Raw genomic sequence first — 23,976 nt, forward strand, 5'->3', positions numbered from 1 at the left:
TGTCGTCCTATTTCTTGAATCTTCCGTCATTGAGTAGCTTGAGCGCCTTCCGGGCATCTTTTACCCCGTCCTGCGCACCGCTCTGAATATCGTCCAGTGTTGAGTTTAGGTATTGGCCAGGAAACTCACGCAACACGGACCCTTTGCACTCTGCTGAAATGATGTCGCATGCATACATGTCGCCGCGACTGCCAATACCGGCCAGATACGCGGCGTCATCACTCACCGCGTCCTGCCTATACTCGAACGGCTCTGTATCGCCGAGCAGCGTTAAGGGGAGCCCATCATTGGCCAGGCCGCTGCCATTTGCGCTATTCGCGTCACTCTCAGCGGCCGGCGCACCGACCATGTCGACAGCCGCTTCGAGCAGGGCGCCCACGTCGCTGCTACCGACATGCATTGCTGCGCGTGCGGTTGTCAACCCCGTTTGCCGTGTGGCCGGATGATACGGGCCGACCAACATGGGTCCGCCGTTCGTGAGATCGACTGCCCTCGCCGCGAGAGTCCTGATTGGCGTGACGTGTGACTGCGAAAACAGGTCGGCACGACGCCCCTTAATGGCAAGCAGGGAGCCCCTGCGCACCTCGTCGAGAAGCGCACTGATAACCCACCAGCCATCTGTCTCGGGGTTCCGGTCCCGCACATTATGAAACCACAGCCAGCGATGCTTCATGATGCGCTCGACCAGCCCCGGGTCCTCCCCCCAGTCGCGACAGTTCAGTTCGGCAATACCGAGAAATTCCCGCGTATCTACTTTGGCCTTCTCGGCGTCCGCTGCCTTGCGCAGGCACGCCTTGTAGTGCCACTCGTCACAGATCACATATAACATGCACCCAGAGGCCTATGGCAGAACATCTCCAACGAGTGCATCTCGAATACTGACAAGGACATAGGCGTGTTGACGATCTATTTGAAGTCGCTGCCCGGATCGGCAGCGATCAGATAATCACCGCGCGATCGGTTGTCCGTATGTGGGCGACGGCCCAAAACTTCCGCTTGCTTGTGCCAGCGTGCGCAATAGTCATCGGTCGGCAGGGACGTCCACGAACAACCGTTAGTCCCTGCTCAATGACGGGCTGAATGATCGCTCACAAAAAACAAAACACCCCGCAAGCCGTCGATCTTGCGGGGTGTTCGCCACCATTTCTGGCGCAGCACCAAAGACAAACGGCGCAAGGACCGGCAGCCCTTGCGCCGCTTCAACGCGCTACCTTCGCGCCGAATCTCAGTAAGTCGGAACCGACGGATCGACCTGACGCGACCACGCGTCGATCCCGCCTTGCAGATTGAACACGTTGGTGTGTCCGCGCGATTCGAGGAACATCGCGACCTGCGCGCTGCGCGCACCGTGATGGCAGATGCAGACGATCTGCGCGTCGTCATCGAGTTCTTCGCTGCGCGCGGGAATCTCGCGCATCGGAATCGACACGATGCCGGCGATCGACGCCGTTTGCAGTTCCCACGGCTCGCGTACGTCGAGCAGCACGGGTGCGGGGCGTGAGGTATCGGCGAGCCATTCGGCGAGTGCGGGAGCGGTCAGGTTTTGCATCAGCGAGACATCCAGTTCGTGGGACGGCGGCTTACTCGCCGCCCGTCCAGATCAACAATACAGCGCGAAGCGCAGCGAAAAAGAGCCGCTTAGAACCTGAACCGCGCCGGTTGCACCGCGTTGGCGAGCGGCTCGACATAGGTTTCGAACACGTCGGAGATGCGGTATTGCTTCTCGTCGATGCGCGTGATGATTTGCGCCTTCATCACCGGCGCGCTGCCGACGAACGCCGCGAGACGGCCGCCGACCTTCAGCTGTTCGAGGATTTCCTGCGGCAGCACCGGCAGACCGCCCGACACGCAGATCACGTCGTACGGTGCCGCGCCGCTCCAGCCGCGCGCGGCGTCGCCGGTCGCGACTTCGGCGTTCAGCACGCCGTTGGCGATCAGGTTGCTCTTCGCGAACTCGGCCAGTTCCGGTTCGATGTCGACGGTCAACACGTGTTGCGCGCGATGCGCGAGCAGCGCCGCCATGTAACCCGAGCCCGCGCCGATTTCCAGCACGCTTTCGTGCTTCTTCACCGCGAGTTCCTGCAGCACGCGCGCCTCGACGCGCGGCGCCAGCATGTGCTGGCCGGCCGGCAGCGGCACTTCGAAGTCCGCAAAAGCCAGGTCGCGGTAAGCGGCGGGGACGAAATTCTCACGTTTGACGATCGACAGCAGATTCAGCACGTCCTGGTCGAGCACTTCCCAGGGGCGGATCTGCTGTTCGATCATGTTGAAACGCGCTTGCTCGATGTTCATGGTGGATTCGGCGGTTTTGGTTTGGCGAGCGGGCGGCGGCTGCCGCAGACTTTTGTCCTGACCCGGCCCCGGCGGATTGCCGGCGGCCGCGGCTTCGGAGCAAGGTATTCGCATCGCAAGCCGCGTCAGGGGAACTGCGGGATTGTATCAAATGGCGGACTCGCGCCGGCCGCTCGCGGGCAAGCGACAGGCCGGGCGGCCCCCGTGTTAATCCCTAGCGATCCGTCCTTGCGATTCGCATCGCCATCGCCACAAAATGTAATCGATTACATTTCTGCTGCGAGGTCGTGTGTCCCGAACGCCGTCCCGATCGTCGCCGGCCCTGGTGTCCGGCGCGAGCAGTCAACCGCAACCTCAGCCGCAGAGGCGCTCGCCGCGCGCGGCAGACGGCCCGTCGATCGCCGGCGTGGCCGAGCAGGCGAGCGTATCGGTCGCGACGGTGTCGCGCGTGCTGAACGGCCACGAGAACGTGCGGCCCGCTACCCGCGACAGGGTGCTCGCCGCGATCGACGCGAGCGGCTACCGCGTCAACGAACTTGCGCGCAATCTGCGAACCGCCGAAAGCCGCCTGCTGCTAACGATGGTGCCGGACTTCGGCAATCCGTTTTACGCGGAGATCGTGCGCGGTATCGACAGCGTCGCGCGTCAGCACGGCTATTTCATGCTGCTATGCGACACCGGCGCGGACCCGGGGCGTGAGCGCAGCTACTTCGACATGCTGCGGCGGCGCCGCGCGGACGGCGCGATCTGCCTCGATCCGGCGACCATCCAGCAGGCGCTCGGCGAGGCGTCGCAGGCGCTGCCGTGGGTCGCGTGCTGCGAGTTCGATCCGCAGATGGGCGTGCCCTACGTCGGCATCGACAACTACCGCGCGGCCGGCGACGCCGTGCGCCACCTGCTCACGCGCGGCCACCGGCGCATCGGCCTGATCAATTCCGACGTCGACTATCTGTATGCGCGCCAGCGTCAGCAGGGCTACCTCGACGCATTGAGCGACGCGGGCATCGCGCCCGACCCGCGCTGGCGCATGAATCTGAACAGCCTCGATTACGAGGCGGGTGCCTCGGCCGCGGCTGCGTTGATGCGGCAGCCCGATGCGCCGAGCGCGATTTTCGCAGTGTCGGACACGCTCGCGATCGGCGTGATCCACGGCTTGCGCAGCGTCGGCAAGCGCGTGCCCGACGACGTCGCCGTGGCCGGCTTCGACGACATCTCGCTCGCCGCGCAGATCGATCCGCCGCTCACGACGATCGCGCAGCCGATGCGCGAGCTCGGCGAGACCGCCGCGCGTCTGCTGCTGCGACGCCTCGCGAATCCGCAGGCCAACGTGCCGGGCGTGCTGCTGCCGCATCGCCTCGTGATCCGTGGGAGTGCGTGAGCCATGAGCCTCGCGATCCGTTTCGACGACATCCGCAAGGACTTCGGGCCCGTGCGCGTGCTGCACGGCGTGAGCTTCGAACTCGCACCCGGCCGCATCTACGGCCTGCTCGGCGAGAACGGCGCGGGCAAGTCGACGCTGATGAAAATCCTCGCCGGTTATGAAACGGCAACGTCAGGCAGCGTGCTGGTCGACGGCCACGCGCAGCGCTTCGCCGGCTCACGCGACGCCGAGGCGCAGGGCATCGTGCTGATCCACCAGGAGTTCAACCTCGCCGAGCATCTGACGATCGCGCAGAACATGTACCTCGGTCACGAGAAGCGCCGCGGCTGGTTAGTCGACGATGCCGCGATGCGCAGCGACGCCGCGCGCTATCTCGCGCAGGTCGGGCTCGAGCGCGCGCCGGACACGAAGGTGCGCGAGCTGATCGTCGCGGAAAAGCAGATGGTCGAGATCGCGAAGGCGCTGTCGCGCCGCGCGCGTCTCCTGATCATGGACGAGCCGACCGCGACGCTGACGCCCGCCGAGACCGAACGGCTCTTCGCGCTGATGCTGAAGCTAAAGGCCGATGGCGTGACGATCGTCTACATCTCGCACAAGCTCGATGAAGTGGAGCGCATCACCGACGAAGTGATCGTGATGCGCGATGGCCGCTTCGTCGCGCGCGGTGAAACCGCGGGGCTCGCGCGTCAGCAGATGGCGAACCTGATGGTCGGGCGCGACGTGTCCGACATGTTCCCCGACAAACAGACGGTGCCCGCCGACACGCCGATCGCGTTGCGTGTGAACGGCCTGACGGTGCCCGACTGGGTCGAGGATCTGAGCTTCGAGGTGCGCGCGGGCGAAGTGCTGGGCTTCGCGGGCCTCGTCGGCGCGGGCCGCACCGAGGCGTTCGAGGCGATCATCGGCTTGCGCAAACGCACGGGCGGCACGATTGAAATCGCCGGCCGGGCAGTCGATCTGAAGAACCCGCGCGACGCGATGCGCCACGGTCTCACGTATCTGAGCGAGGACCGTAAGGGCAAGGGTCTGCACGTCGACCTGAGCCTGCAGGACAACGTCACGCTGATGACGCTCGAACGCTACGCGCATCCGCTGCTCGACATGAAAGCGGGGCGCGCGGTCTTGCAGAAGGCCGTCGGCGAATTCGGCATTCGTACCGGCGACCTGTCGAGCCGCGCGCGCATGCTGTCGGGCGGCAACCAGCAGAAGCTCGCGCTCGCGAAGTTCCTGCAACCCGACCCGAACGTGATCGTGCTCGACGAGCCGACGCGCGGCGTCGACGTCGGCGCGAAACGCGACATCTACTTCCTGATTCATCGTCTCGCCGCGCAGGGCCGCGCGGTGATCGTCATTTCATCCGAACTGGTCGAGCTGATCGGCTTGTGCCATCGCGTCGCCGTCATGCGCGCGGGACATCTGCAAGCGACGCTGACGCTCGAGCATCTGACTGAAGAGGAGTTGATCGCTCATGCGACCGGCATCCACTGAAGCCGTGCAATCACGGCGCGCGCTGCGCGTCGCGCAGCGGCTCTACACGCTCGGGCCGCTCGCCGGGCTGATCGTGCTGTGCATCGTCGGCACGCTGCTCAATCGCGACTTCGCGACGCTCGACAACCTGATGAACGTGCTCACGCGCACGTCGTTCATCGGCATCATCGCGGTCGGCATGACCTTCGTGATCATCTCGGGCGGCATCGATCTGTCGGTCGGCTCGATGGCCGCGCTGATCGCGGGCATCATGATCTGGCTGATGAACGGGCTCGCGGCGGGCGCCGCCGGTCATGCGTTGCCGCCGCTCGTGATCGTGACGATCGGCATCGTCGCGGCGTTCGTGCTCGGCGCGCTGTTCGGCTGCGCGCATGGGCTGCTGATCACCAAAGGGCGCATCGAGCCGTTCATCGTCACCCTGGGTACGCTCGGGATTTTTCGCGCGGTGCTGACATGGCTCGCCGATGGCGGCGCGCTGACGCTCAATGATTCGCTATCGGACCTCTACGGTCCCGTCTATTACGCGAGCCTGTTCGGCGTGCCGGTGCCGATCTGGGTGTTTCTCGTGGTCGCGGCCGGCGGCGCGCTGATCCTCAATCGCACCGCGTTCGGCCGGCACGTGCAGGCGATCGGCTCGAACGAACAGGTCGCGCGTTATGCGGCGATTCGCGTCGATACGGTGAAGATCGTCACTTATGTGCTGCTGGGGATTTGCGTGGGCGTGGCCACCGTGCTCTACGTGCCGCGCCTCGGCTCCGCCACGCCGACCACGGGCCTGTTGTGGGAGCTCGAAGCGATTGCGTCGGTGGTGGTCGGCGGCACCGCGCTCAAGGGCGGCGAGGGACGCGTGATCGGCACCGTGATCGGCGCGGTCCTGCTGTCGGTGATCGCGAACATCCTGAACCTGACCAGCATCATCAGCGTGTATCTGAACGCGGCGGTGCAGGGCGTCGTGATTATTTTCGTCGCGTTCGTGCAGCGTGGGCGGCGCTAGCGGCGCAGCGAAGAAAACGCAGCAAAGCAGGCGTAGCAAAGCAGGCGCGCTGAACCAACGGCAGGTCCGAAAAATCGAGGCGAGCGAACGCCTCATGATTGGAGACACACACCATGAAGCAAGTCATTCGAGCGATCGGCGCCGGCGTGCTGGCGTTGGGGATACTGGGCACGAGCGGCGCGGCGCGCGCCGACGACAAGGTCACGCTGGGCGTCGCGATTCCGACGGCCGATCACGGCTTCACCGGCGGCATCGTCTGGTGGGCGAACAAGGCGAAGGCGGATCTCGAGAAGGCGCATCCCGATCTGAAAGTGATCGTGAAAACGGCCGCCAACGCGCCCGAGCAGGCGAACCAGTTGCAGGATCTCGTGACGGTCAACAAGATCAACGCGCTCGTGATCTTCCCGTACGAATCGGCGACGCTGACACAGCCGGTCGAGCAGGTGAAGAAGAAAGGCGTGTACGTGACGGTGGTCGATCGCGGCCTGACGAACACGAGCGCGCAGGACGCCTACGTGGCCGGCGACAACACCGCGTTCGGCAAGATTCCGGCCGAGTACCTGGCGAAGGCACTCGACGGCAAGGGCAACGTCGTCGCGCTGCGCGGCATTCCGACCACGCTCGACAACGAGCGCTGGACCGCCTTCACCGGTGTGATGAAAAACTATCCGGACATCAAGATTCTCGACGCGAAATACGCGAACTGGAATCGCGACGACGCGTTCAAGGTGATGCAGGACTACCTGACGCGCTTCAAGCACATCGACGCCGTATGGGCCGCCGACGACGACATGGCGGTCGGCGTGCTGAAGGCGATCGATCAGGCGAAGCGCAACGACATCAAGATCGTGTTCGGCGGCGCGGGCTCGAAGGGGATGGTGAAGAACGTGATGGACGGCGCGCCGATGATCAAGGCCGACGTGTCGTACTCGCCGAAATTCATCTACGACGCGATCAAGCTGACGGCCGAAGCGCGGCTGAAGGGCGACAAGCTGCCGGCCACCACGATCATTCCGTCGGTGCTGATCACCAAGGAAAACGCCCAGCAGTTCTATTTCCCCGACTCGCCGTTCTGAGCGGCGCGCCGAGCATCGTCTAGCACGCGCGGGCGCGGCCCGCGCGCAAAGTTCGAGGAACCGTACGATGAAAACCATCAAAGGGCCGGCGATTTTTCTCGCGCAGTTCGTGGGCGACGACGTGCCGTTCGACAACCTCGGGCATCTCGCGGATTGGGCCGCGGGTCTCGGCTTCAAGGGCATCCAGGTGCCGTGCGACCCGCGCCTGATCGATCTCGACAAGGCGGCCGCGAGCGACGCGTATTGCGACGAACTGCGCGAGAGCGTCGACAACGCGGGCGTCGCGATCACCGAACTATCGACCCATCTGCAAGGGCAACTGGTCGCCGTACATCCGGCTTACGACACGCTGTTCGACGGCTTCGCCGCGCCGCAGGTGCGCGGCAATCCGGCGGCGCGCACCGAATGGGCGATCGCGCAGATGAAGCTCGCGGCGCAGGCGTCGCGTCGTTTGGGCCTGAGCACGCACGTGTCGTTTTCGGGCGCGCTCGCGTGGCCGTATCTGTACCCGTGGCCGCAGCGGCCGGCCGGTCTCGTCGAAGCCGCGTTCGAAGAGCTCGCGCGCCGCTGGACGCCGATTCTCGATGCGTTCGACGCAGCCGGCGTCGATGTCTGCTACGAACTGCATCCGGGCGAAGACCTGCACGACGGCGTGACGTTCGAGCGCTTTCTCGCGGCGGTCGATCAGCATCCGCGCGCGAACATCCTGTACGACCCGAGCCACTTCGTGCTGCAACAGCTCGACTATCTCGCGTTCATCGATATCTACCACGAGCGCATCAAGGCGTTTCATGTGAAGGACGCGGAGTTTCGTCCGACCGGCAAGCAGGGCGTGTACGGCGGCTACAGCGGCTGGGTCGAACGCGCGGGGCGGTTTCGCTCGCTCGGCGATGGGCAGATCGACTTCGGCGCGATCTTCTCGAAGATGGCGCAGTTCGATTTTCCGGGCTGGGCCGTGCTCGAATGGGAATGCGCATTGAAGCATCCGCACGACGGCGCGCGCGAAGGCGCGGAGTTCATTCGCCGGCACATCATCCGCGTGGCCGAGCGTGCGTTCGATGACTTCGCGGGAAGCGGTGTCGATACCGCACAGTTAAAAAGCGTGCTCGGCATCTGACGGCCGGGCGGTGACAGCCGACGCAACACATGGGAGCGCAAACAATGCAGCGAAGAAGGCTCAGGCTGGGGATGGTCGGCGGCGGGCAGGGCGCGTTCATCGGCGCCGTGCATCGGATCGCCGCGCGGCTCGACGATCGTTTCGAACTGGTGGCGGGCGCGTTGTCCTCCGATTCCGAGCGCGCGCGGGCGAGCGCCGTCGAAGCGGGCATCGCGCGCAGCTATGCGGATTGGCGCGAGATGGCGCGCGCCGAGGCCGCGCGGGAGGACGGCATCGACGCGGTCGCGATCGTCACGCCGAATCATCTGCACGCGCCGGTCGCGACGGCGTTTCTCGAAGCCGGCATCCACGTGATCTGCGACAAGCCGCTCGCGGTTTCGCTCGCCGAAGGCGAAGCGCTCGCGAAGCTCGCGCAGTCAAAAAAGCGGCTGTTTGCGTTGACGCATACCTATTCGGGCTACCCGCTCGTGCGGCATGCGCGCGAGCTGGTCGAACATGGCGAACTGGGCGAGATTCGCGTCGTGCAGGTCGAGTATGCGCAGGACTGGCTCGCCGAGCCGGTCGAAACAGGCGGCGCGAACAGGCAGGCGGGCTGGCGCACCGATCCGGCGTTGGCGGGACCGGCCGGGTGCCTCGGCGATATCGGCACGCACGCGTATCAACTGGCCGCTTTCGTGACGGGAATGATGCCGCGCGCGCTGTCGGCCGAGTTGCACACGTTCGTACCGGGGCGTCGTGTCGACGATCACGTGCAGGCGATGCTGCGTTACGCGAACGGCGCGCGCGGCATGTTGTGGGCGAGCCAGGTGGCGAGCGGCGCGGAGAACGCGCTGCGCTTGCGCGTGTATGGCACGAAAGCAGGACTCGCGTTCGATCAGGAGGAGCCGAACGCCTTGTGGTTCACGCCGTTGGGCGGCGCTGCCGAACGATTGACGCGCGCTCGGGTGAATAGTCAGGTTGCCGCGCATGCTACGCGTGTGCCGGCCGGGCATCCGGAAGGCTATCTGGAAGCGTTCGCGCAGTTGTACCAGGATGCGGCGTTGCAGATCGATGCGTTGAACGATGGTCGCGCGCCGCCAGCCGAGAGCCTGCTGTTGACGACGGTCGATGATGGCGTCGACGGTTTGCGGTTTATCGACGCGGTGCTGAAAAGTAGTGCGGCGGATGGGCGGTGGGTGCAGATGGAAGGGGCATGAAGCGTTGCAACAAAACGCCAGGTCGGCGAAGCTGCCGAAGCGTCAACCGCCCTTGCTTTTCCTGATCTGCGCTTCGAACGCGATATCGAGCTTGCTGGCCTTGCGCGGCTTCTGCGGGCCGTACGCGTCGACGAACTTGACGAAGTCGTCGAGCGTCAGCGGGTCGGACACTTTCTGGTCGGCTCCGCTCGATTTGTCGACCAGATAGAACAGGCCGCCCGACAGACTGATCGCGGCGAAGCGCGGGTTGCCGCTGCGCGTTTTCAGGCGCTCGACGGCGTGGATGGCTCGGGTGGTGCGCATGATGGGGACTGCGGCGGCTGATTGACGAGAGCGTTACTTTAACAATTTTGCCGACGGTATGCGGTTGGGGACTACGGACGAAAACACCCGATGAACCACGACCCGCTCAGCGACGGCAAGATCATCGCTTGCTGGCAGCGCAACGCGTCGCTCCGGCTTACTCGCTCAACTCCCGATGCAACGCCCGATACTCCTGCGCCAGCTTATGCCCCGGATCGAGATGAATGACGGGTGTCGCCAGCTGATGCGACTCACGGATCTTCACCGACGATGACAAGCGCGACCCCAGCACCGGCAAGCCTTCGCCGATCAGTTCGTCGACGAGCTTTTGCGGCAGGCTCGCGCGAGGCTGGAACTGGTTGATGACGATGCCTTCCACCTGCAGCGCGTGGTTGTGATCCTGCTGGATCTCCTTGACGTTTTCGAGCAGCGTGTAGAGCGCGCGACGCGAGAAGTCGTCGCAGTCGAACGGAATCAGACAACGCTCGACGGCGATCAGCGCCGAGCGCGTGTAGAAGTTCAGCGCGGGCGGCGTGTCGATGTAAATCGCGTCGTACATGTCGAGTTCGTTCAGCGCGTCGCGCAGCTTGTAGATCTTGTAGCGCGATTCGAGCTTGCCGTGCAGCGTGTCGAGGTCGGGATGGGCGGGCATCACGTCGAGATTCTCGAAGCGCGTCGGATGGATGAACGAGGTCGCTTCCACGGGTTTGAAGCTGAAGCCGAGCGCGGTTTCGAAGAAGCCAGCGACGGTGGGGTGGACTTCGCTCGCCTGCGGGCCGAGCAGATACTGGGTCGAATTCGCCTGAGCGTCGAGGTCGATCACCAGCGTACGCAGACCTTCGCTCGCGCTGATGGCCGCCAGGTTGCAGACGATGGTCGATTTGCCTACGCCACCTTTCTGATTGAATACAACGCGCCGCATGGTCTCCCCTTGAACGGAAGCGGTTACGAAGGGCCCAGCATACCTGAGTCGGGTGACGGCGCTGATTTCGATGGGTTGTTCCGGACCGGGTCAGCGTTGCGCGGTATCCACGTCGACCACCACCTTCACCCGTCCAGTCCCACTGCCGACGAGCTTATAGGCCTTGTCCGCACTGCGTAAATCGAACCGTGTTTCATCGACCACGGGCGCGAGCGCGCCGCTTTCCACGAGCCGCGTCGCTTCGCGCATCATCTCGCCGAAGTGCGCGCGATATCGACCGGTCAGCAACGGATACAGCGTGAAGATCCCTGAATAGCTGGCTTCACGAAACGACAGCGGCGCAAGCGCATGCGTCCCCCAGCCAAGCGCACTGACCACGTGCCCAAAATGCCGGACCGCGGCGAACGACGCATCGAGCGAGGCCCCCCCTACCGTATCGACGACCAGATCGAAGCCTTCGCCATCGGTCAAACTCGCCACATACTGTTCGACCGTCTGCGCGCGGTAGTCGATCGGTGTCGCGCCGAGCCGCCGCACCAGCTCGGCATTGTGTGCGCTCGCGGTTGCATAGACGTCGGCGCCGAGCGCGCGCGCCAGTTGCACGGCGATGTGGCCGACCCCTCCGGCGCCACCCTGGACCAGCACCTTGGTTCCGCCTTGCAGATGCGCGCGATCGACGATACCCGCATACGACGTGATGAACGCGAGCGGCAACGCGGCGGCCTCGCGCATCGACAGATTGCGCGGCGCATGGGCGAGCAGGGCGGCATCGACCGCAGCGTACTCGGCGAGTGACCCCTGGATGCCGCCGACGCCGCCAGTCATGCCATACACGTTGTCGCCGACAGCGAACCCGCCGACGCCATCGCCGAGCGCCTCCACCGTGCCCGCGAGGTCGATACCGAGGACGAGCGGCAACGGGTGTTGCGCATGCCCGGCCTCACCCGCGCGAATCTTGATGTCGAGCGGATTGAGGCCGCTCGCGGCGACGCGCACCAGGACCTGGCCGGCAGCGGGTTCCGGGCGGGGCAGCGGCGTGTATTCGAGCGGGCCGTTGTATTGGCTGAGGATCAGAGCGTGCATGGACATGGCGGTCTCCTTGGTTCGACGCGTTACCGCGCGGCCGCATCGACGAGGGCGGCCACACCGCTCACCGGCTTCATCAAGTCGTCCGGCAGACCATGCCGCTCACGAAGATAGGCCGTCGAGTTGAACGATAGCCACGCACGGCCGTCCGCGTCCTCCCAGACGAGCACCTTCAAAGGAAGATCGAGCGCGGCGGTCGGCGCGAGTTGCATCAACGGTGTACCGGCTTTGGGATTGCCGAAGATCAGGAGCCGGCTGAACGGCATCGCCAGTCCCTCGCGCCCAGCGTCACCGCTGAAATCGATGCACGCGAAAACCGTCAGCCCTCGCTCCAGAATCAAGGTTTGAAGACGCTCGGCGGTCGCGTCGCCCGCATGGGTGCTTGCAACGGTGACGATGCCAGCGCTGGCGTTCTCTGCGATCGAAGCGGTGGCCATCATGCCTCCCGTGCGGATGTTGTGCTCCGGCAGCGTTCGCGTGATCAGGTCTGCCGGACGGGCAACGCGTTGACCGTGACGCAGCATGCGTCGCATGCGTGCAATGCGCCAACGGAGAAGCGGATCCATGCAGTGTAGGCGTTCGCCGGCGCGGTGCGGCCGATCGTGCGGACGCGCTGTAAGGGAAGTTCTACCGAAAGGCGAAAGAAAGCGGATGGGGTGCCCGCTGAACGAACGGCGGCTTGCACATTCGCGAAGCCGCCGTCAGGGGCGCCTGATCGGCGCCCCGATGCCAGATTACTGGCTCAGGTAAACAAACTTGCCATTCTTGATGGTGCCCATCACGCTCGCCCGCTGATCGAGACCGACGTGATCCTTCGGGCTCGTATTGACGACCCCGTTCGGCACCACCAGCTCATGCGCGTGTTCGAGCTCGTCGCGCAATGCGACGCGAAACGCCGGCGTACCCGGCTGCGCGGTCTTCAACGCGCGTGCGACGGCGTCCTGCAGGCGCGGGTACACGCCGGCCGCGTCGCCCGCGAACTGCGTGACGCTGCCGGGGCCGTGCTTCGCCTCGTACGCGTCGACGAACGCGAGCGCCGCCTTCTTCGACGGATGATCGGCCGGCAGCGTGCGCGCGACGACGACCGGTTGCGTCGGGAACAGCGTGCCTTCCACGTCTTTACCGCCGAGCTTGATGAACTCCGGCGTCGCGATGCCATGCGTCTGATAGATCGGGCCCTTGTAGCCGCGCTCGATCAGCGTGCGCTGCGGCAGTACCGTTGGGGTGCCCGCGCCGGCGATCAGGATCGCGTCGGGCTTCGCGGCCATCAGCTTCAGGATCTGGCCGGTCACGCTGGCGTCGGTGCGGTTGTAGCGCTCGGTCGCGACCAGCTGGATATGGCGCAGCGCAGCGAACTTGCTGAACTCGTTGAGCCAGCTTTCGCCGTAGCCATCCGCGAAACCGATGAAACCGACCGTCTTCACGTCGTGGTTCGACATGTAGCGCGTCATCACGTCGGCCATCGCGCTATCGGTCTGCGCCATCTTGTAGGCCCAGATCTTTTTGCCTTCCTGCGGCTCGACGACGATCGCCGAGCCGATCAGCGTGATCATCGGCGTCTGGCTGTCGGCGACCGGATCGAGCGCGGCCATCGCGGCCGGCGTGATGTTCGGGCCGACGACCACGTCGACGTGGTCCTCGTCGATCAGCTTGCGGATGTTGCGCACGGCGTTGCCGGGGTCGGACGCGTCGTCGAGGAAGATGTAGTGGGCTTTCTGGCCGGCGATCGTCTGCGGCCACATCAGCATCGCGTTCTTGCTCGTGATGCCGATCACGGCGGCCGGTCCGGTGTACGACAGATCGATGCCGACTTTCAGGTCGGCGTGCGCCGCGCCGGCGACGAGCAGCGCCGCGGCCGCGAGGCCGCGCAGGGTGTTGCGTACTTTATTGTTATGCAACTTCATCGGAAGGTCTCCGTAGCGAGAGAGCGGTATGGAAGCGGTTCAAAGCTCATAGGTTTCGTGTTCGCCGTTCAGCGCCTGCTCGATCAGCTTGCGGCTCAGGCTCGGCGACAGCAGCTCGACGAGCGTGTACACGTAGCTGCGCAGATACGCGCCCTGTTTCAGCGCGACGCGCGTCACGTTGCTGCCGAACAGATGGCCGACCGGCATCGCGCGCAAATGGCGGTCGCGCTCGGCGTTGAACGCGATGTCGGCCATGATGCCGACGCCGAGGCCCAGCTCGACGTAGGTCTTGATCACGTCGGCGTCGATCGCCTCGAGCACGATGTCCGGATGCAGCCCGCGCAGGCGAAACGCTTCGTTGATCTTGGTGCGGCCGGCGAACGCGTTGTCGTACGTAATCAGCGGGTACTGGGTCAGGTCGTCGAGCGACAGCAGCTTGCGCTCGAGCAGCGGATGGTCGGGCTGCAGCACCGCGACGTGGTGCCACTGGAAGCAGGGCAGCGACACCAGATCCTTGTAGTTCGAGATCGCCTCGGTCGCGATCGCGAGGTCGGCCTGGTCGTGCAGCACCATTTCGGCGACCTGGGTCGGGCTGCCTTGCAGAATTGAAAGGTGAACCTTCGGAAAGCGCTTCTTGAACTCCGCGATCGCTGCGGGCAGCGAGTAGCGCGCCTGCGTGTGGGTCGCGGCGATCGTCAGATTGCCCTGGTCCTGCGCCGCGAAGTCCTTGCCGACCCGCCTCAGGCTTTCCACTTCCTGCAGGATTTTTTCGACCGATTGCAATATGATGCGGCCCGGCTCGGTCAGCGAGCGCACGCGCTTGCCGTGGCGGGTGAAGATTTCGACGCCAAGTTCGTCCTCCAGCTCGATGATCGCCTTCGAGACGCCCGGCTGGCTCGTAAATAACGCCTTGGCCGCTTCGGTGAGGTTGAAGTTCTGCCGCACAGCCTCGCGGACGAAGCGGAATTGGTGCAGGTTCATATATAACCTCGCCGCATATAAAAAGAATTTTTTAGTCGTTTGAAATATAAGGCGAGTTTATTACGATCTCTCCATCTTTTTCAATATGGATATCTGTATTTGTTATAAGCAAATGAGCGATGGGTCTAAACGCTTGCTTGCGATAGCTGACAAAGCCGGTATTCAAGCCGCGGCCGATCCGGACGGTCGCGTGTCACGCAAGTTTCGAAAAAACTGGGGCCCCCGAATGTACCAATACGATCAGTACGACCAGACCATCGTCGATGAACGGGTCGCGCAGTACGCCGATCAGGTTCGCCGCCGCTTGTCGGGCGAATTGAGCGAAGAGGAATTCCGTCCGCTGCGCCTGCAGAACGGTCTGTATTACCAGCGCCACGCGTACATGCACCGCATCGCGATTCCGTACGGCAACCTGCGCAGCGACCAGATGCGCGTGCTCGCGCAGATCGCGCGCGAACACGACCGCGGCTACGGCCATTTCTCGACGCGTTCGAACATCCAGTACAACTGGATCAAGCTCGAAGAAACGCCGGAGATTCTGCGCAAGCTCGCCTCGGTGCAGATGCACGGCATTCAGACCTCGGGCAACTGCATTCGCAACATCACCGCCGATCAATTCGCCGGCGTCGCGCCCGACGAAGTCGTCGATCCGCGTCCGTGGGCCGAAATCCTGCGTCAATGGTCGACGTTCCACCCCGAATTCGCGTGGCTGCCGCGCAAGTTCAAGATCGCGGTGTCGGGTTCGAAGGAAGACCGCGCGGCTGTGCAGATCCACGACATGGGCGTGTATCTGCGCAAGAACGAACAGGGCGAACTGGTGGCCGACATCCTCGCCGGTGGTGGTCTGGGCCGCACGCCGATCGTCGGCGCGGTGATCCGCCGCGATCTGCCGTGGCAGCACCTGCTGACCTATAGCGAAGCCGTGTTGCGTGTGTACAACCGCTACGGCCGCCGCGACAACATGTACAAGGCGCGTATCAAGATTCTGGTGAAGGCGCTGTCGCCGGAGAAGTTCGCCGCGCAGGTCGAAGAAGAGTGGCAGCACCTGAAGGACGGCCCGTCGACGCTCACGCAGGCCGAAGTCGATCGCGTGACGCAATACTTCGCGCCGCCCGCTTACGACAAGCTGCCGGACACCGATGCGCCGTTCGAAAAGCATCTGCTGGAAAACCGCGCGTTCGCGCGCTGGGTCGAGCGTAACGTGCGTCCGCACAAGGTGGCGGGCTACGCGTCGGTCACGCTGTCGCTGAAGCCGACCACGGTTGCGCCGGGCGACGCGACGGACGTGCAGATGGACGCGGTCGCCGACTGGGCCGACGAATACTCGTTCGGCAAGGTCCGCGTGTCGCACGAACAGAACCTGATCCTCGCCGACGTCAGGAAGCGCGACCTGTTCGCGCTGTGGGAAAAGGCCAGGGCGCAGGGTTTCGCGACGCCGAACATCGGCTTGTTGACCGACATCATCTCGTGCCCGGGCGGTGACTTCTGCTCGCTCGCGAATGCGAAGTCGATTCCGATCGCGCTCGCGATCCAGGAACGTTTCAACGATCTCGACTACGTGTACGACCTCGGCGACGTGTCGCTGAACATCTCGGGCTGCATCAACGCGTGCGGTCACCATCACGTCGGCAACATCGGCATTCTGGGCGTCGACAAGGACGGCTCCGAGTGGTACCAGGTGACGCTCGGCGGCGAGCAGGGCACCGGCGCGACCGGGGCTCACCTTGGCCGTGTGATCGGCCCGTCGTTCTCGGCCGAGGAAATGCCCGACGTGATGACGAAGGTGATCGATACGTTCGTGGAAAACCGCCAGGAAGGCGAGCGTTTCATCGATACGTACACCCGCATCGGCATCGCGCCGTTCAAGGAGCGCGTGTACGCCGCGCGTCAACCGGCTCACGCGTAACCGCGAAAGGATACTGAACAGATGGCTTCAATCATCAAGAACCGCGCGATCGTCAACGACGACTGGAGCGTCGTGCGCGCCGCGGAAGACGGCGCTTTGCCGGCAGTGGCTGAACTGCCGCCCGGCAAGGTCATCGTGCCGCTGGCGCTGTGGCAGGCCGAGCGTGAAGCGCTCGTGGCCGCGCGTCAAGCCGCCGACATCGGCGTGTGGCTCGCGCCGGATAACGAACCGGCGGACCTCGTCGGCGACTTCGACAAGCTCGCGCTGATCGCCGTGGACTTCCCGGTGTTCCGCGACGGCCGTGGCTACAGCATCGGCCGTCTGCTGCGCGAGCGCTATGGCTACAAGGGCGAACTGCGCGCGATCGGCGACGTGCTGCGCGACCAGATCGCGTTCATGTTCCGCTGCGGCTTCGACGCGTATGCACTGCGCGCCGACAAGGACATCAACGACGCGTTGAAAGCGTTCGACGACTTTAGCGTGCAGTACCAGGGCGCCGTGGACACGTCGCCGCTGTTCCGCCGCCGTGCCGCGCAGGCTGGCGCCGCCAAGGTCCCGGCATGAGCGCCGCCCAATCGTTGAGCCCGGAGCTCGCAGCGAAGGTCGAGCGTCTCGACGCGCTGCTCGACTCGATCGCTGCGCGTCACGCGAACGTGAAGCTCGCGAGCAGCCTCGCGGCCGAAGACATGCTGCTCACGCATGCGATCCTGTCGCGCGGCGTGAAGATCGGCATCTTTTCGCTGAACACGGGGCGTCTGCATGCGGAAACGCTCGGCATGCTCGACCGCGTGAAAGAGCGCTACGGCTACGACATCGAGCAGTTTCATCCGCAGGCGGCCGCGGTCGAGCAGTATGTGAACGGGCACGGCCTGAACGCATTCTATGAAAGCGTCGAGCTGCGCAAGCGCTGCTGCGAGATCCGCAAGGTCGAGCCGCTCAATCGCGCGCTTGCCGAGGTCAGCGCCTGGGTGACCGGGCAGCGTCGCGAGCAATCGGTCACGCGTGCCGAGCTGCACGAGGAAGAGCACGACGGCGCGCGCAACATCGCCAAGTTCAATCCACTCGCGGACTGGACCGAAGCCGAAGTCTGGGATTATCTTAGTGCGTTCGACGTGCCGGTCAATCCGCTGCATGCGCGCGGTTATCCGAGCATCGGCTGCGAGCCGTGTACGCGTGCGATCCGCCCCGGCGAAGACAGCCGGGCGGGGCGCTGGTGGTGGGAGTCGCGCGATACGAAGGAATGCGGCTTGCATATCACGGCGATTACTCCGATTGCGGTCGAGCGCAACGAAAACGCGTCGGCCTGAGCGCCGCGTACCGAGCTTGCGGCGCATTACCGCCGAAACCGATCTGAATATTTTCGCCCGTGCGAGCAGCGCTTGCCGGGCGAACCAACGAAGGACCCGCTATGAGCACCACGCTCGATTCCACTGTCAACGCTCCGCTTGCCAACACGGTCAACCGGATGGATCACCTCGATTGGCTCGAAGCCGAGTCGATTCACATCCTGCGCGAACTGGTCGCCGAATGCAGCAAGCCGGCGCTGCTGTTTTCGGGCGGCAAGGATTCCGTGGTGGTGCTCGCGCTCGCACTGAAGGCGTTCGGCCTCGGTGCGAACCGCAAAACGCAGCTACCGTTCCCGCTCGTGCATATCGACACGGGCCACAACTACGACGAAGTGATCGACTTCCGCGATCGTCGCGCGCAAGAGATCGGCGCGGAACTGGTGGTCGGCCATGTTGAAGATTCGATCAAGCGCGGCACCGTGCGTCTGCGTCGCGAAACGGATTCGCGCAATGCCGCGCAGGCGGTGACGCTGCTCGAAACCATCGAGCAGTACGGTTACACCGCGATGATCGGCGGCGCGCGCCGCGACGAGGAAAAGGCACGCGCGAAAGAGCGCATCTTCTCGTTCCGTGACGAATTCGGCCAGTGGGACCCGAAGGCGCAGCGCCCGGAACTGTGGAGCCTGTACAACGCGCGTCTGCACAACGGCGAACACATGCGCGTGTTCCCGATCTCGAACTGGACCGAGCTCGACGTGTGGCAGTACATCGCGCGTGAACAGCTCGAACTGCCGTCGATCTACTACGCGCACCAGCGCGAGATCGTGCGCCGCAACGGCCTGCTCGTGCCGGTCACGCCGCTCACGCCGATGCGCGAAGGTGAGACGAGCGAACAGGCGCTCGTGCGTTTCCGCACGGTCGGCGACATCAGCTGCACGTGCCCGGTCGAAAGCGACGCGGACGTCATCGAGAAGATCATCGCCGAGACGGCCGTCACCGAAATCACGGAACGCGGCGCGACGCGGATGGACGACCAGGTGTCGGAAGCGGCGATGGAACAGCGCAAGAAGCAGGGTTATTTCTAAGCACACGACGAAGGCAAAGCAACCATGAGCAGTATTCATCAACCAGAAGACCTCGGCGTGCTGCGTTTCATCACCGCGGGTAGCGTCGACGACGGCAAGAGCACGCTGATCGGCCGCCTGCTGTACGACAGCAAGGCTGTATTGAGCGACCAGCTCTCGGCGCTGTCGCGCGCGAAGAACAAGCGCACCGTCGGCGATGAAATCGATCTGTCGCTGTTGACCGACGGCCTCGAAGCCGAGCGCGAGCAGGGCATCACGATCGACGTCGCCTACCGCTACTTCGCCACCGCCAAGCGTAAGTTCATCATCGCCGATACGCCGGGCCATGAGCAGTACACGCGCAACATGGTGACGGGCGCGTCGACCGCGCATGCGGCGATCATTCTCGTCGACGCGACGCGCGTGACGTTCGAAAACGGCGTCGCGCAACTGCTGCCGCAAACCAAGCGTCATAGCGCGATCGTCAAGCTGCTCGGTCTGCAGCACGTGATCGTCGCGATCAACAAGATGGACCTCGTCGACTACAGCGAAGCGCGCTTCAACGAGATCCGCGACGCCTACGTCGAGCTCGCGCGTCACCTCGGTCTGCAGGACGTGCGCTTCGTGCCGGTGTCGGCGCTGAAGGGCGACAACATCGTCACGGCGAGCGAGCGCATGCCGTGGTACGCGGGCGAGCCGCTACTCGACGTGCTCGAAGCGCTGCCGGTCGAAACCGCGAGCGGCGAGGCGCTGCGCTTTCCAGTGCAGTGGGTCGCGCGCCAGGACGGCAGCCAGGCCGACGATTTCCGTGGCTACATGGGCCGGGTCGAATCGGGCGAAGTGAAGCTCGGCGACACGATCGTCGTGTTGCCGGCCAATCGCGAAGCGACCGTGGCCGAGATCATCGCGCCGGTGGTCGGCGGCACCGCGCAGGTGGACCGTGCGTTCGCCGGTCAGACGGTGACGATCCGTCTCACCGAAGACGTCGACGTGTCGCGCGGCGACACCTTCGTGCTGCGCGAAGCGGCGCCGGAGCCGGCGAAGAAGCTCGAAGCGGACCTCTGCTGGTTCGACGACACGCCGCTGTCGACGCAGCGCAAGTATCTGCTGAAGCAGACCACCAGCACGGTGTTCGCCAAGATCGGCGCGATCAGGGAAGTGCTCGACGTGCATACGCTGTCGCAGGCGACCGATCGCAAGGCACTGGCGATGAACGACATCGGTCGTGTCGCGCTGACCTTGCAGAAGCCGCTCGTGTGCGACGCGTACGACTCGCATCAGGGCACCGGCGCGTTCGTGCTGATCGACGAGGCGACGAACCACACGGTCGCCGCCGGCATGATCCGCGCGTTTTCCGCCTGAGCACGGCAAGGCTGGCAGGCGACGGATGGGCCACACAGGCGGCGCAACGCGCCGCCGCGTACGCTCCAACGAACAGGTTGATGTCAATGGGTAAGGTTTATCTGATCGGCGCGGGACCCGGTGCCGCGGACCTGATTACAGTGCGCGGCGCGCGGCTGCTCGGCGCCGCCGACGTCGTGCTGCACGACGCGCTGGTCGAGCCGGCGATGCTCGACTACGCGCCCGCGCGCGCGAAGCGCATTGCGGTCGGCAAGCGCTGCGGGCAGCTATCGACGGCCCAACAGTTCATCAACAAGCAGATCGTCGATGCGGCTTTGGAGCACGACGTAGTCGTGCGTTTGAAGGGCGGCGATCCGATGCTGTTCGGCCGCGCCGACGAAGAGATGCGCGCGCTCGAAGCCGCGGGCATCGAGTATGAAGTCGTGCCGGGTATCACCGCCGCACTGGCGAGCGCGGCCACGCTGAAGCGTTCGCTGACGCTGCGCGGCGTGTCGCGCAGCGTCGCGCTCGCGACGTTCAGCCGCGCGCCAGGTTCCGATGAGATCCGCGAGCAGGTCAACGCCGATTCGCTGGTGTTCTACATGGGCCGCGACAGCGGCGTCGAAATCGCGCAGCAACTGATCGATGCTGGCAAGCCCGCGACGACGCCCGTGGCGATCGTCGAGGCGTGCAGCACGCCGCGCGAACGCATGCTGACGCTGACGTTGGAAGATCTTGCGGCCGGCGAAGCGCAGCGCTGGGTCGATGCGTCGCAGCCGAGTCTGTTGATGATCGGCGAGGCGTTCGCGGCGCGGCAGACCGAGGCGAAGCGCTCGTCGAACGGGATGCTGGTCGCGGCCTGAATATCCTCGGCAGGGCCGACCCGAGAGCGGCGAATCTGAGCCACCAGAACGAAAAAATCAGAGCTGCCGCAAGCAATACTGCGCGAGCGCATCCAGCACCGAATCATCCTCGCCGACTGCCACCGCGCAGCGAATCTCGACACCGGGATGCGCGGCGCGGCAATGATCGACAATCGCGGGCAAATCCTTGCGGACATGACCGCCTTGCCCGAAGAACACCGGCACCACGGTGATCGCATCGCAGCCTTGCGTGACGAGTTGCGCGACGGCCGTCGGCAGGTCGGGTTCCATCAGTTCGAGAAAGGCGAGCGTAACCGCAGGAGCTTCGCCCGTCGCCGCGCGCGCGGCGCGCAGCTTGTCGGCGAGCCGTTCGAACGGCTCGCGCCAGCGCGCATCGCGCGCGCCGTGGCCAAACAGAATCAGTCCGTGCATAGCCATCGCATCAGCTCCTGACGATGCCCCTCAACGCACTGGCGTTAGTGCCGGTCGACCCACTTCAACCCGACGAGCCCCAGCACCAGGTAGACGAGCCCAGGTGTCGCCGCGGTCAACGGCGCGGGCCACGTATTGAGCGTGCCGATATGCGAGAACAGCGTGTTGAACAGCTGGAAGCTCATGCCGAGCATGATGCCGCCGAACACCTTCACGCCGACCACGCCCGCGCGCGTATGCAGATACGCGAACGGCAGCGACAGCACCAGCATCACGAACACCGCGAACGGATACAGCACCTTGCGCCACAGCGCGATTTCATAGCGCTGCGTGTCCTGATGGTTTTCGGTCAGATGCTGGATATAGCGGAACAGATTGAACATCGACATCCGGTCGGGCGACACCAGCAGCACCGACAGGATCTGCGGCGTCAGCTCCGAGCGCAGCGAATACTCGGGTAGCGTGACCTGCTTCGCGCGATACACCGGATTGAGCGCATCTGCCGGCGTACCCGGAGCGGGGGCCACGTCGAGCAGTTGCGTATCGGTCACGCCGGTCAGCAGCCAGTGGCCCGGCGGCTGATAGCGGCCGCTCTGCGCGATGCGAATGTTCGACAGGCGGAACTTCGAATCGAACTCGTAGATGCGCACGTTGCTGATCGTCGCGTCGGGCTTCAGCTCGCCGACGTTGACGAAGCGCGTGACCTGCTCGCCGTCGGCGCGCTCGGTCAGCGTGTCCTTGACCCACACGCCCGACTCGAAGTTGCTCGACACCGACGAGCCGAGCGCCTCGAGCCGCACGCGCTCGGAGAGCTGATCCGTATACGGGCCGACCACTTCGCCGATCAGATAGGTGACGATCACGAGCGGAATGCCGATCTTCAGCAGCGAGCGCAGCGCCTGATTCGTCGCGAGGCCTGATACGCGGAAGATCGTGTATTCGGAGTTCGCCGCCATCTGCGCGAACACGTAGATCGCGCTGATCAGCGCCGCGACCGGAATGATTTCGTAGAAACGCGACGGCGTTTGCAGCGCGACGCGCAGCACCGCGTACTGAAACTTGTAGTTGCCGTGGCCGACCGAGTTCAGTTCGTTGATCAGGTCGAAGAAGAAGAACAGACCTGAAAATGCAAACAGGATGAACACGAACGTGAGATAGATCTGACGCGCGAAATACCTTTCATAAATGCGCATCGCTCAGGCTCCCTGCGAACGGCTGAACATGGCGCGCGTAAATAGCGGCCGGTTGCGCACCCGCATCCAGAAGATGAACGCGACGATCCCGAGCACGATCACGTGCAGGATCACGAGCCCGACGCCGAACGACATCTTGCCCTGCTCGATCCACGCCTGCACGACGTTCAGCAGATTCGAATAAGTGAGGTAGATCAACACGGCCATCACGAGGTTGATCGTGCGGCTGCGCCGCGGGTTCTGGTGCGCGAGCGGAATGGCGAGCAGCATCAGGTTGATCGCGATCAACGGAAGACCCGCGCGCCACGCGAATTCGGCGAGGTTCTCTTTAGTGGGATTGCGCAGCAGCGTGAGCGTCGGCAAGCCGGTGGTGGTCGGCGTATTGACGACCGGCTGGCTCTGGATCTTCACGCCGTAGCGCGCGAACTCCATGATGCGGAAATCGGGGTGGCCCGGTTCGCCGTCGTAGCGGCGGCCGTTTTCCAGCACGACGAAGCGGTCGCCGTTCTTGTGCGTCTCGATGTGGCCGTTCTTCGACACCACGACGTTGACCTTGCCGCCCTCGGTGCTCGTCACGAACACGTTTTCCACATGCCCCTGGTCGGGCGACATCTTCTCGATGAAGAACACGCGGTGCGTGGTCGGCGATTCGCGGAACTGCCCCGGCGCGAGCAGTGAGACCTCGTCGCGCTGCTGGAAGCGCGCGCGGATCAGCTTGCTCTGCTGGTTCGACCACGGCCAGCCGACGAACACGAAGAACATGATCAGGATGATGATCGGCGTGGCGAAAATGCCGATCGGCTTGATGAATTGCGTGAGACTGACGCCCGAGGACAGCCACACGACCATCTCGGAGTCCTTGTACCAGCGCGTGAGCACGAACAGGATTGACACGAACAGCGTCGCGACGAGCATGATGGCCAGATAGCCGATCACGGTGAGGCCGATCAGGACCAGCACGTCGCGCGGGTCGACCTCGCCCGAGGCCGCGAAGCCGACGATGCGGATCATCATCGTCGTCAGCACGAGCGTGAGGAGAACCATGAACACGGCGCCAGCCGTGTACGCGAGCTCGCGCTGGAGGGAGCGTTCAAAGATCATTGTTGATGACGAGAGGGGGCGCTCACGGCGACGCGGGGGTGTTCGTTCCC

Annotated in this window: 24 protein-coding genes; 12 read left to right on the forward strand and 12 right to left on the reverse strand. The window is 64.4% G+C overall.

What is annotated here, in order from left to right; all coding sequences use genetic code 11:
• Positions 1 to 7: 7 nt before the first annotated feature.
• From HDG33_RS00195 to HDG33_RS00205, 3 genes are all read right to left on the reverse strand, one after another.
• The gene (locus tag HDG33_RS00195) at positions 8 to 829 is read right to left on the reverse strand and encodes a hypothetical protein (RefSeq protein ID WP_184020944.1); all 822 of its coding nucleotides are present in this window, start codon (positions 827 to 829) and stop codon (positions 8 to 10) included.
• 396 nt (positions 830 to 1,225) lie between these two features.
• Positions 1,226 to 1,549 carry a rhodanese-like domain-containing protein gene (locus tag HDG33_RS00200; RefSeq protein ID WP_018419659.1) on the reverse strand — a complete coding sequence of 108 codons (324 nt, stop codon included), beginning with the start codon at positions 1,547 to 1,549 and terminating at the stop codon, positions 1,226 to 1,228.
• Positions 1,550 to 1,638: 89 nt separating this feature from the next.
• Complete coding sequence (locus HDG33_RS00205; protein ID WP_184020948.1) at positions 1,639 to 2,292, reverse strand: protein-L-isoaspartate O-methyltransferase; 654 nt, start codon at positions 2,290 to 2,292, stop codon at positions 1,639 to 1,641.
• Positions 2,293 to 2,581: 289 nt separating this feature from the next.
• Between HDG33_RS00205 and HDG33_RS00210 the strand changes: the two genes are divergently transcribed.
• The 6 genes from HDG33_RS00210 to HDG33_RS00235 all read left to right on the forward strand — a co-directional run bounded on the left by HDG33_RS00210 (position 2,582) and on the right by HDG33_RS00235 (position 9,544).
• The gene (locus HDG33_RS00210; RefSeq protein WP_184020951.1) at positions 2,582 to 3,670 is read left to right on the forward strand and encodes a LacI family DNA-binding transcriptional regulator; all 1,089 of its coding nucleotides are present in this window, start codon (positions 2,582 to 2,584) and stop codon (positions 3,668 to 3,670) included.
• Positions 3,671 to 3,673: 3 nt separating this feature from the next.
• A complete protein-coding gene (locus tag HDG33_RS00215) occupies positions 3,674 to 5,161 on the forward strand; it encodes a sugar ABC transporter ATP-binding protein (RefSeq protein WP_184020954.1) in 1,488 nt (495 codons plus the stop codon).
• Entirely contained in the window at positions 5,142 to 6,155 is a 1,014-nt protein-coding gene (locus HDG33_RS00220; RefSeq protein ID WP_184020957.1) for an ABC transporter permease, read from the forward strand. Before HDG33_RS00215 ends, HDG33_RS00220 begins: the two co-directional genes overlap by 20 nt.
• 113 nt (positions 6,156 to 6,268) lie before the next feature.
• Positions 6,269 to 7,231, forward strand: a complete 963-nt coding sequence (locus tag HDG33_RS00225) for a substrate-binding domain-containing protein (protein WP_018419664.1) — start codon at positions 6,269 to 6,271, stop codon at positions 7,229 to 7,231.
• 67 nt (positions 7,232 to 7,298) lie between these two features.
• Positions 7,299 to 8,348 carry a sugar phosphate isomerase/epimerase gene (locus HDG33_RS00230; protein ID WP_184020960.1) on the forward strand — a complete coding sequence of 350 codons (1,050 nt, stop codon included), beginning with the start codon at positions 7,299 to 7,301 and terminating at the stop codon, positions 8,346 to 8,348.
• Positions 8,349 to 8,392: 44 nt separating this feature from the next.
• Positions 8,393 to 9,544 carry a Gfo/Idh/MocA family protein gene (locus HDG33_RS00235; protein WP_184020971.1) on the forward strand — a complete coding sequence of 384 codons (1,152 nt, stop codon included), beginning with the start codon at positions 8,393 to 8,395 and terminating at the stop codon, positions 9,542 to 9,544.
• 42 nt (positions 9,545 to 9,586) lie between these two features.
• Here the strand turns inward: HDG33_RS00235 and HDG33_RS00240 are convergent, their stop codons facing one another.
• From HDG33_RS00240 to HDG33_RS00265, 6 genes are all read right to left on the reverse strand, one after another.
• Complete coding sequence (locus HDG33_RS00240; RefSeq protein WP_184020986.1) at positions 9,587 to 9,847, reverse strand: hypothetical protein; 261 nt, start codon at positions 9,845 to 9,847, stop codon at positions 9,587 to 9,589.
• Positions 9,848 to 10,004: 157 nt separating this feature from the next.
• Positions 10,005 to 10,769, reverse strand: coding sequence for a ParA family protein (locus HDG33_RS00245; protein WP_184020990.1), 765 nt, complete (start codon positions 10,767 to 10,769; stop codon positions 10,005 to 10,007).
• Between the two features lie 90 nt (positions 10,770 to 10,859).
• A complete protein-coding gene (locus tag HDG33_RS00250) occupies positions 10,860 to 11,858 on the reverse strand; it encodes a zinc-dependent alcohol dehydrogenase family protein (protein ID WP_184020993.1) in 999 nt (332 codons plus the stop codon).
• A gap of 23 nt (positions 11,859 to 11,881) precedes the next feature.
• On the reverse strand, positions 11,882 to 12,421 hold the full coding sequence (locus HDG33_RS00255) for a DUF302 domain-containing protein (protein ID WP_260330274.1): 540 nt from the start codon (positions 12,419 to 12,421) through the stop codon (positions 11,882 to 11,884).
• 168 nt (positions 12,422 to 12,589) lie between these two features.
• Positions 12,590 to 13,759 carry an ABC transporter substrate-binding protein gene (locus HDG33_RS00260; protein ID WP_184020996.1) on the reverse strand — a complete coding sequence of 390 codons (1,170 nt, stop codon included), beginning with the start codon at positions 13,757 to 13,759 and terminating at the stop codon, positions 12,590 to 12,592.
• 39 nt (positions 13,760 to 13,798) lie between these two features.
• On the reverse strand, positions 13,799 to 14,740 hold the full coding sequence (locus HDG33_RS00265) for a CysB family HTH-type transcriptional regulator (protein WP_184020999.1): 942 nt from the start codon (positions 14,738 to 14,740) through the stop codon (positions 13,799 to 13,801).
• Between the two features lie 226 nt (positions 14,741 to 14,966).
• Here HDG33_RS00265 and HDG33_RS00270 point away from each other — a divergent pair, with 226 nt between their 5' ends.
• The 6 genes from HDG33_RS00270 (at position 14,967) to cobA (ending at position 21,200) form a co-directional block, all read left to right on the forward strand.
• The gene (locus HDG33_RS00270; RefSeq protein ID WP_184021002.1) at positions 14,967 to 16,646 is read left to right on the forward strand and encodes a nitrite/sulfite reductase; all 1,680 of its coding nucleotides are present in this window, start codon (positions 14,967 to 14,969) and stop codon (positions 16,644 to 16,646) included.
• A 21-nt stretch (positions 16,647 to 16,667) separates the two neighbouring features.
• Entirely contained in the window at positions 16,668 to 17,210 is a 543-nt protein-coding gene (locus HDG33_RS00275) for a DUF934 domain-containing protein (RefSeq protein WP_184021004.1), read from the forward strand.
• Complete coding sequence (locus tag HDG33_RS00280) at positions 17,207 to 17,953, forward strand: phosphoadenylyl-sulfate reductase (protein WP_184021006.1); 747 nt, start codon at positions 17,207 to 17,209, stop codon at positions 17,951 to 17,953. The genes HDG33_RS00275 and HDG33_RS00280 overlap by 4 nt, the downstream gene beginning before the upstream one ends.
• Positions 17,954 to 18,054: 101 nt before the next feature.
• The gene (cysD, locus tag HDG33_RS00285) at positions 18,055 to 19,017 is read left to right on the forward strand and encodes a sulfate adenylyltransferase subunit CysD (protein ID WP_184021008.1); all 963 of its coding nucleotides are present in this window, start codon (positions 18,055 to 18,057) and stop codon (positions 19,015 to 19,017) included.
• Positions 19,018 to 19,041: 24 nt separating this feature from the next.
• Positions 19,042 to 20,358: a sulfate adenylyltransferase subunit 1 gene (locus HDG33_RS00290; RefSeq protein WP_184021020.1), complete on the forward strand. Its 1,317-nt coding sequence runs from the start codon at positions 19,042 to 19,044 to the stop codon at positions 20,356 to 20,358.
• A gap of 86 nt (positions 20,359 to 20,444) precedes the next feature.
• Entirely contained in the window at positions 20,445 to 21,200 is a 756-nt protein-coding gene (gene cobA, locus HDG33_RS00295; protein ID WP_090803404.1) for a uroporphyrinogen-III C-methyltransferase, read from the forward strand.
• A gap of 57 nt (positions 21,201 to 21,257) precedes the next feature.
• Here cobA and HDG33_RS00300 read toward each other — a convergent pair whose 3' ends face one another.
• Genes HDG33_RS00300 through lptF form a run of 3 tightly spaced genes read right to left on the reverse strand, consistent with a single transcriptional unit; the run spans position 21,258 to position 23,926 of the window.
• Positions 21,258 to 21,638: a sirohydrochlorin chelatase gene (locus HDG33_RS00300; protein WP_018419678.1), complete on the reverse strand. Its 381-nt coding sequence runs from the start codon at positions 21,636 to 21,638 to the stop codon at positions 21,258 to 21,260.
• A 38-nt stretch (positions 21,639 to 21,676) separates the two neighbouring features.
• Positions 21,677 to 22,825, reverse strand: a complete 1,149-nt coding sequence (lptG, locus tag HDG33_RS00305) for an LPS export ABC transporter permease LptG (RefSeq protein WP_184021023.1) — start codon at positions 22,823 to 22,825, stop codon at positions 21,677 to 21,679.
• A 3-nt stretch (positions 22,826 to 22,828) separates the two neighbouring features.
• Positions 22,829 to 23,926, reverse strand: a complete 1,098-nt coding sequence (gene lptF / locus HDG33_RS00310) for an LPS export ABC transporter permease LptF (RefSeq protein WP_184021026.1) — start codon at positions 23,924 to 23,926, stop codon at positions 22,829 to 22,831.
• Between the last annotated feature and the right edge of the window lie 50 nt (positions 23,927 to 23,976).

Source organism: Paraburkholderia sp. Cpub6, assembly GCF_014201065.1.
GTDB lineage: Bacteria > Pseudomonadota > Gammaproteobacteria > Burkholderiales > Burkholderiaceae > Paraburkholderia > Paraburkholderia tuberum.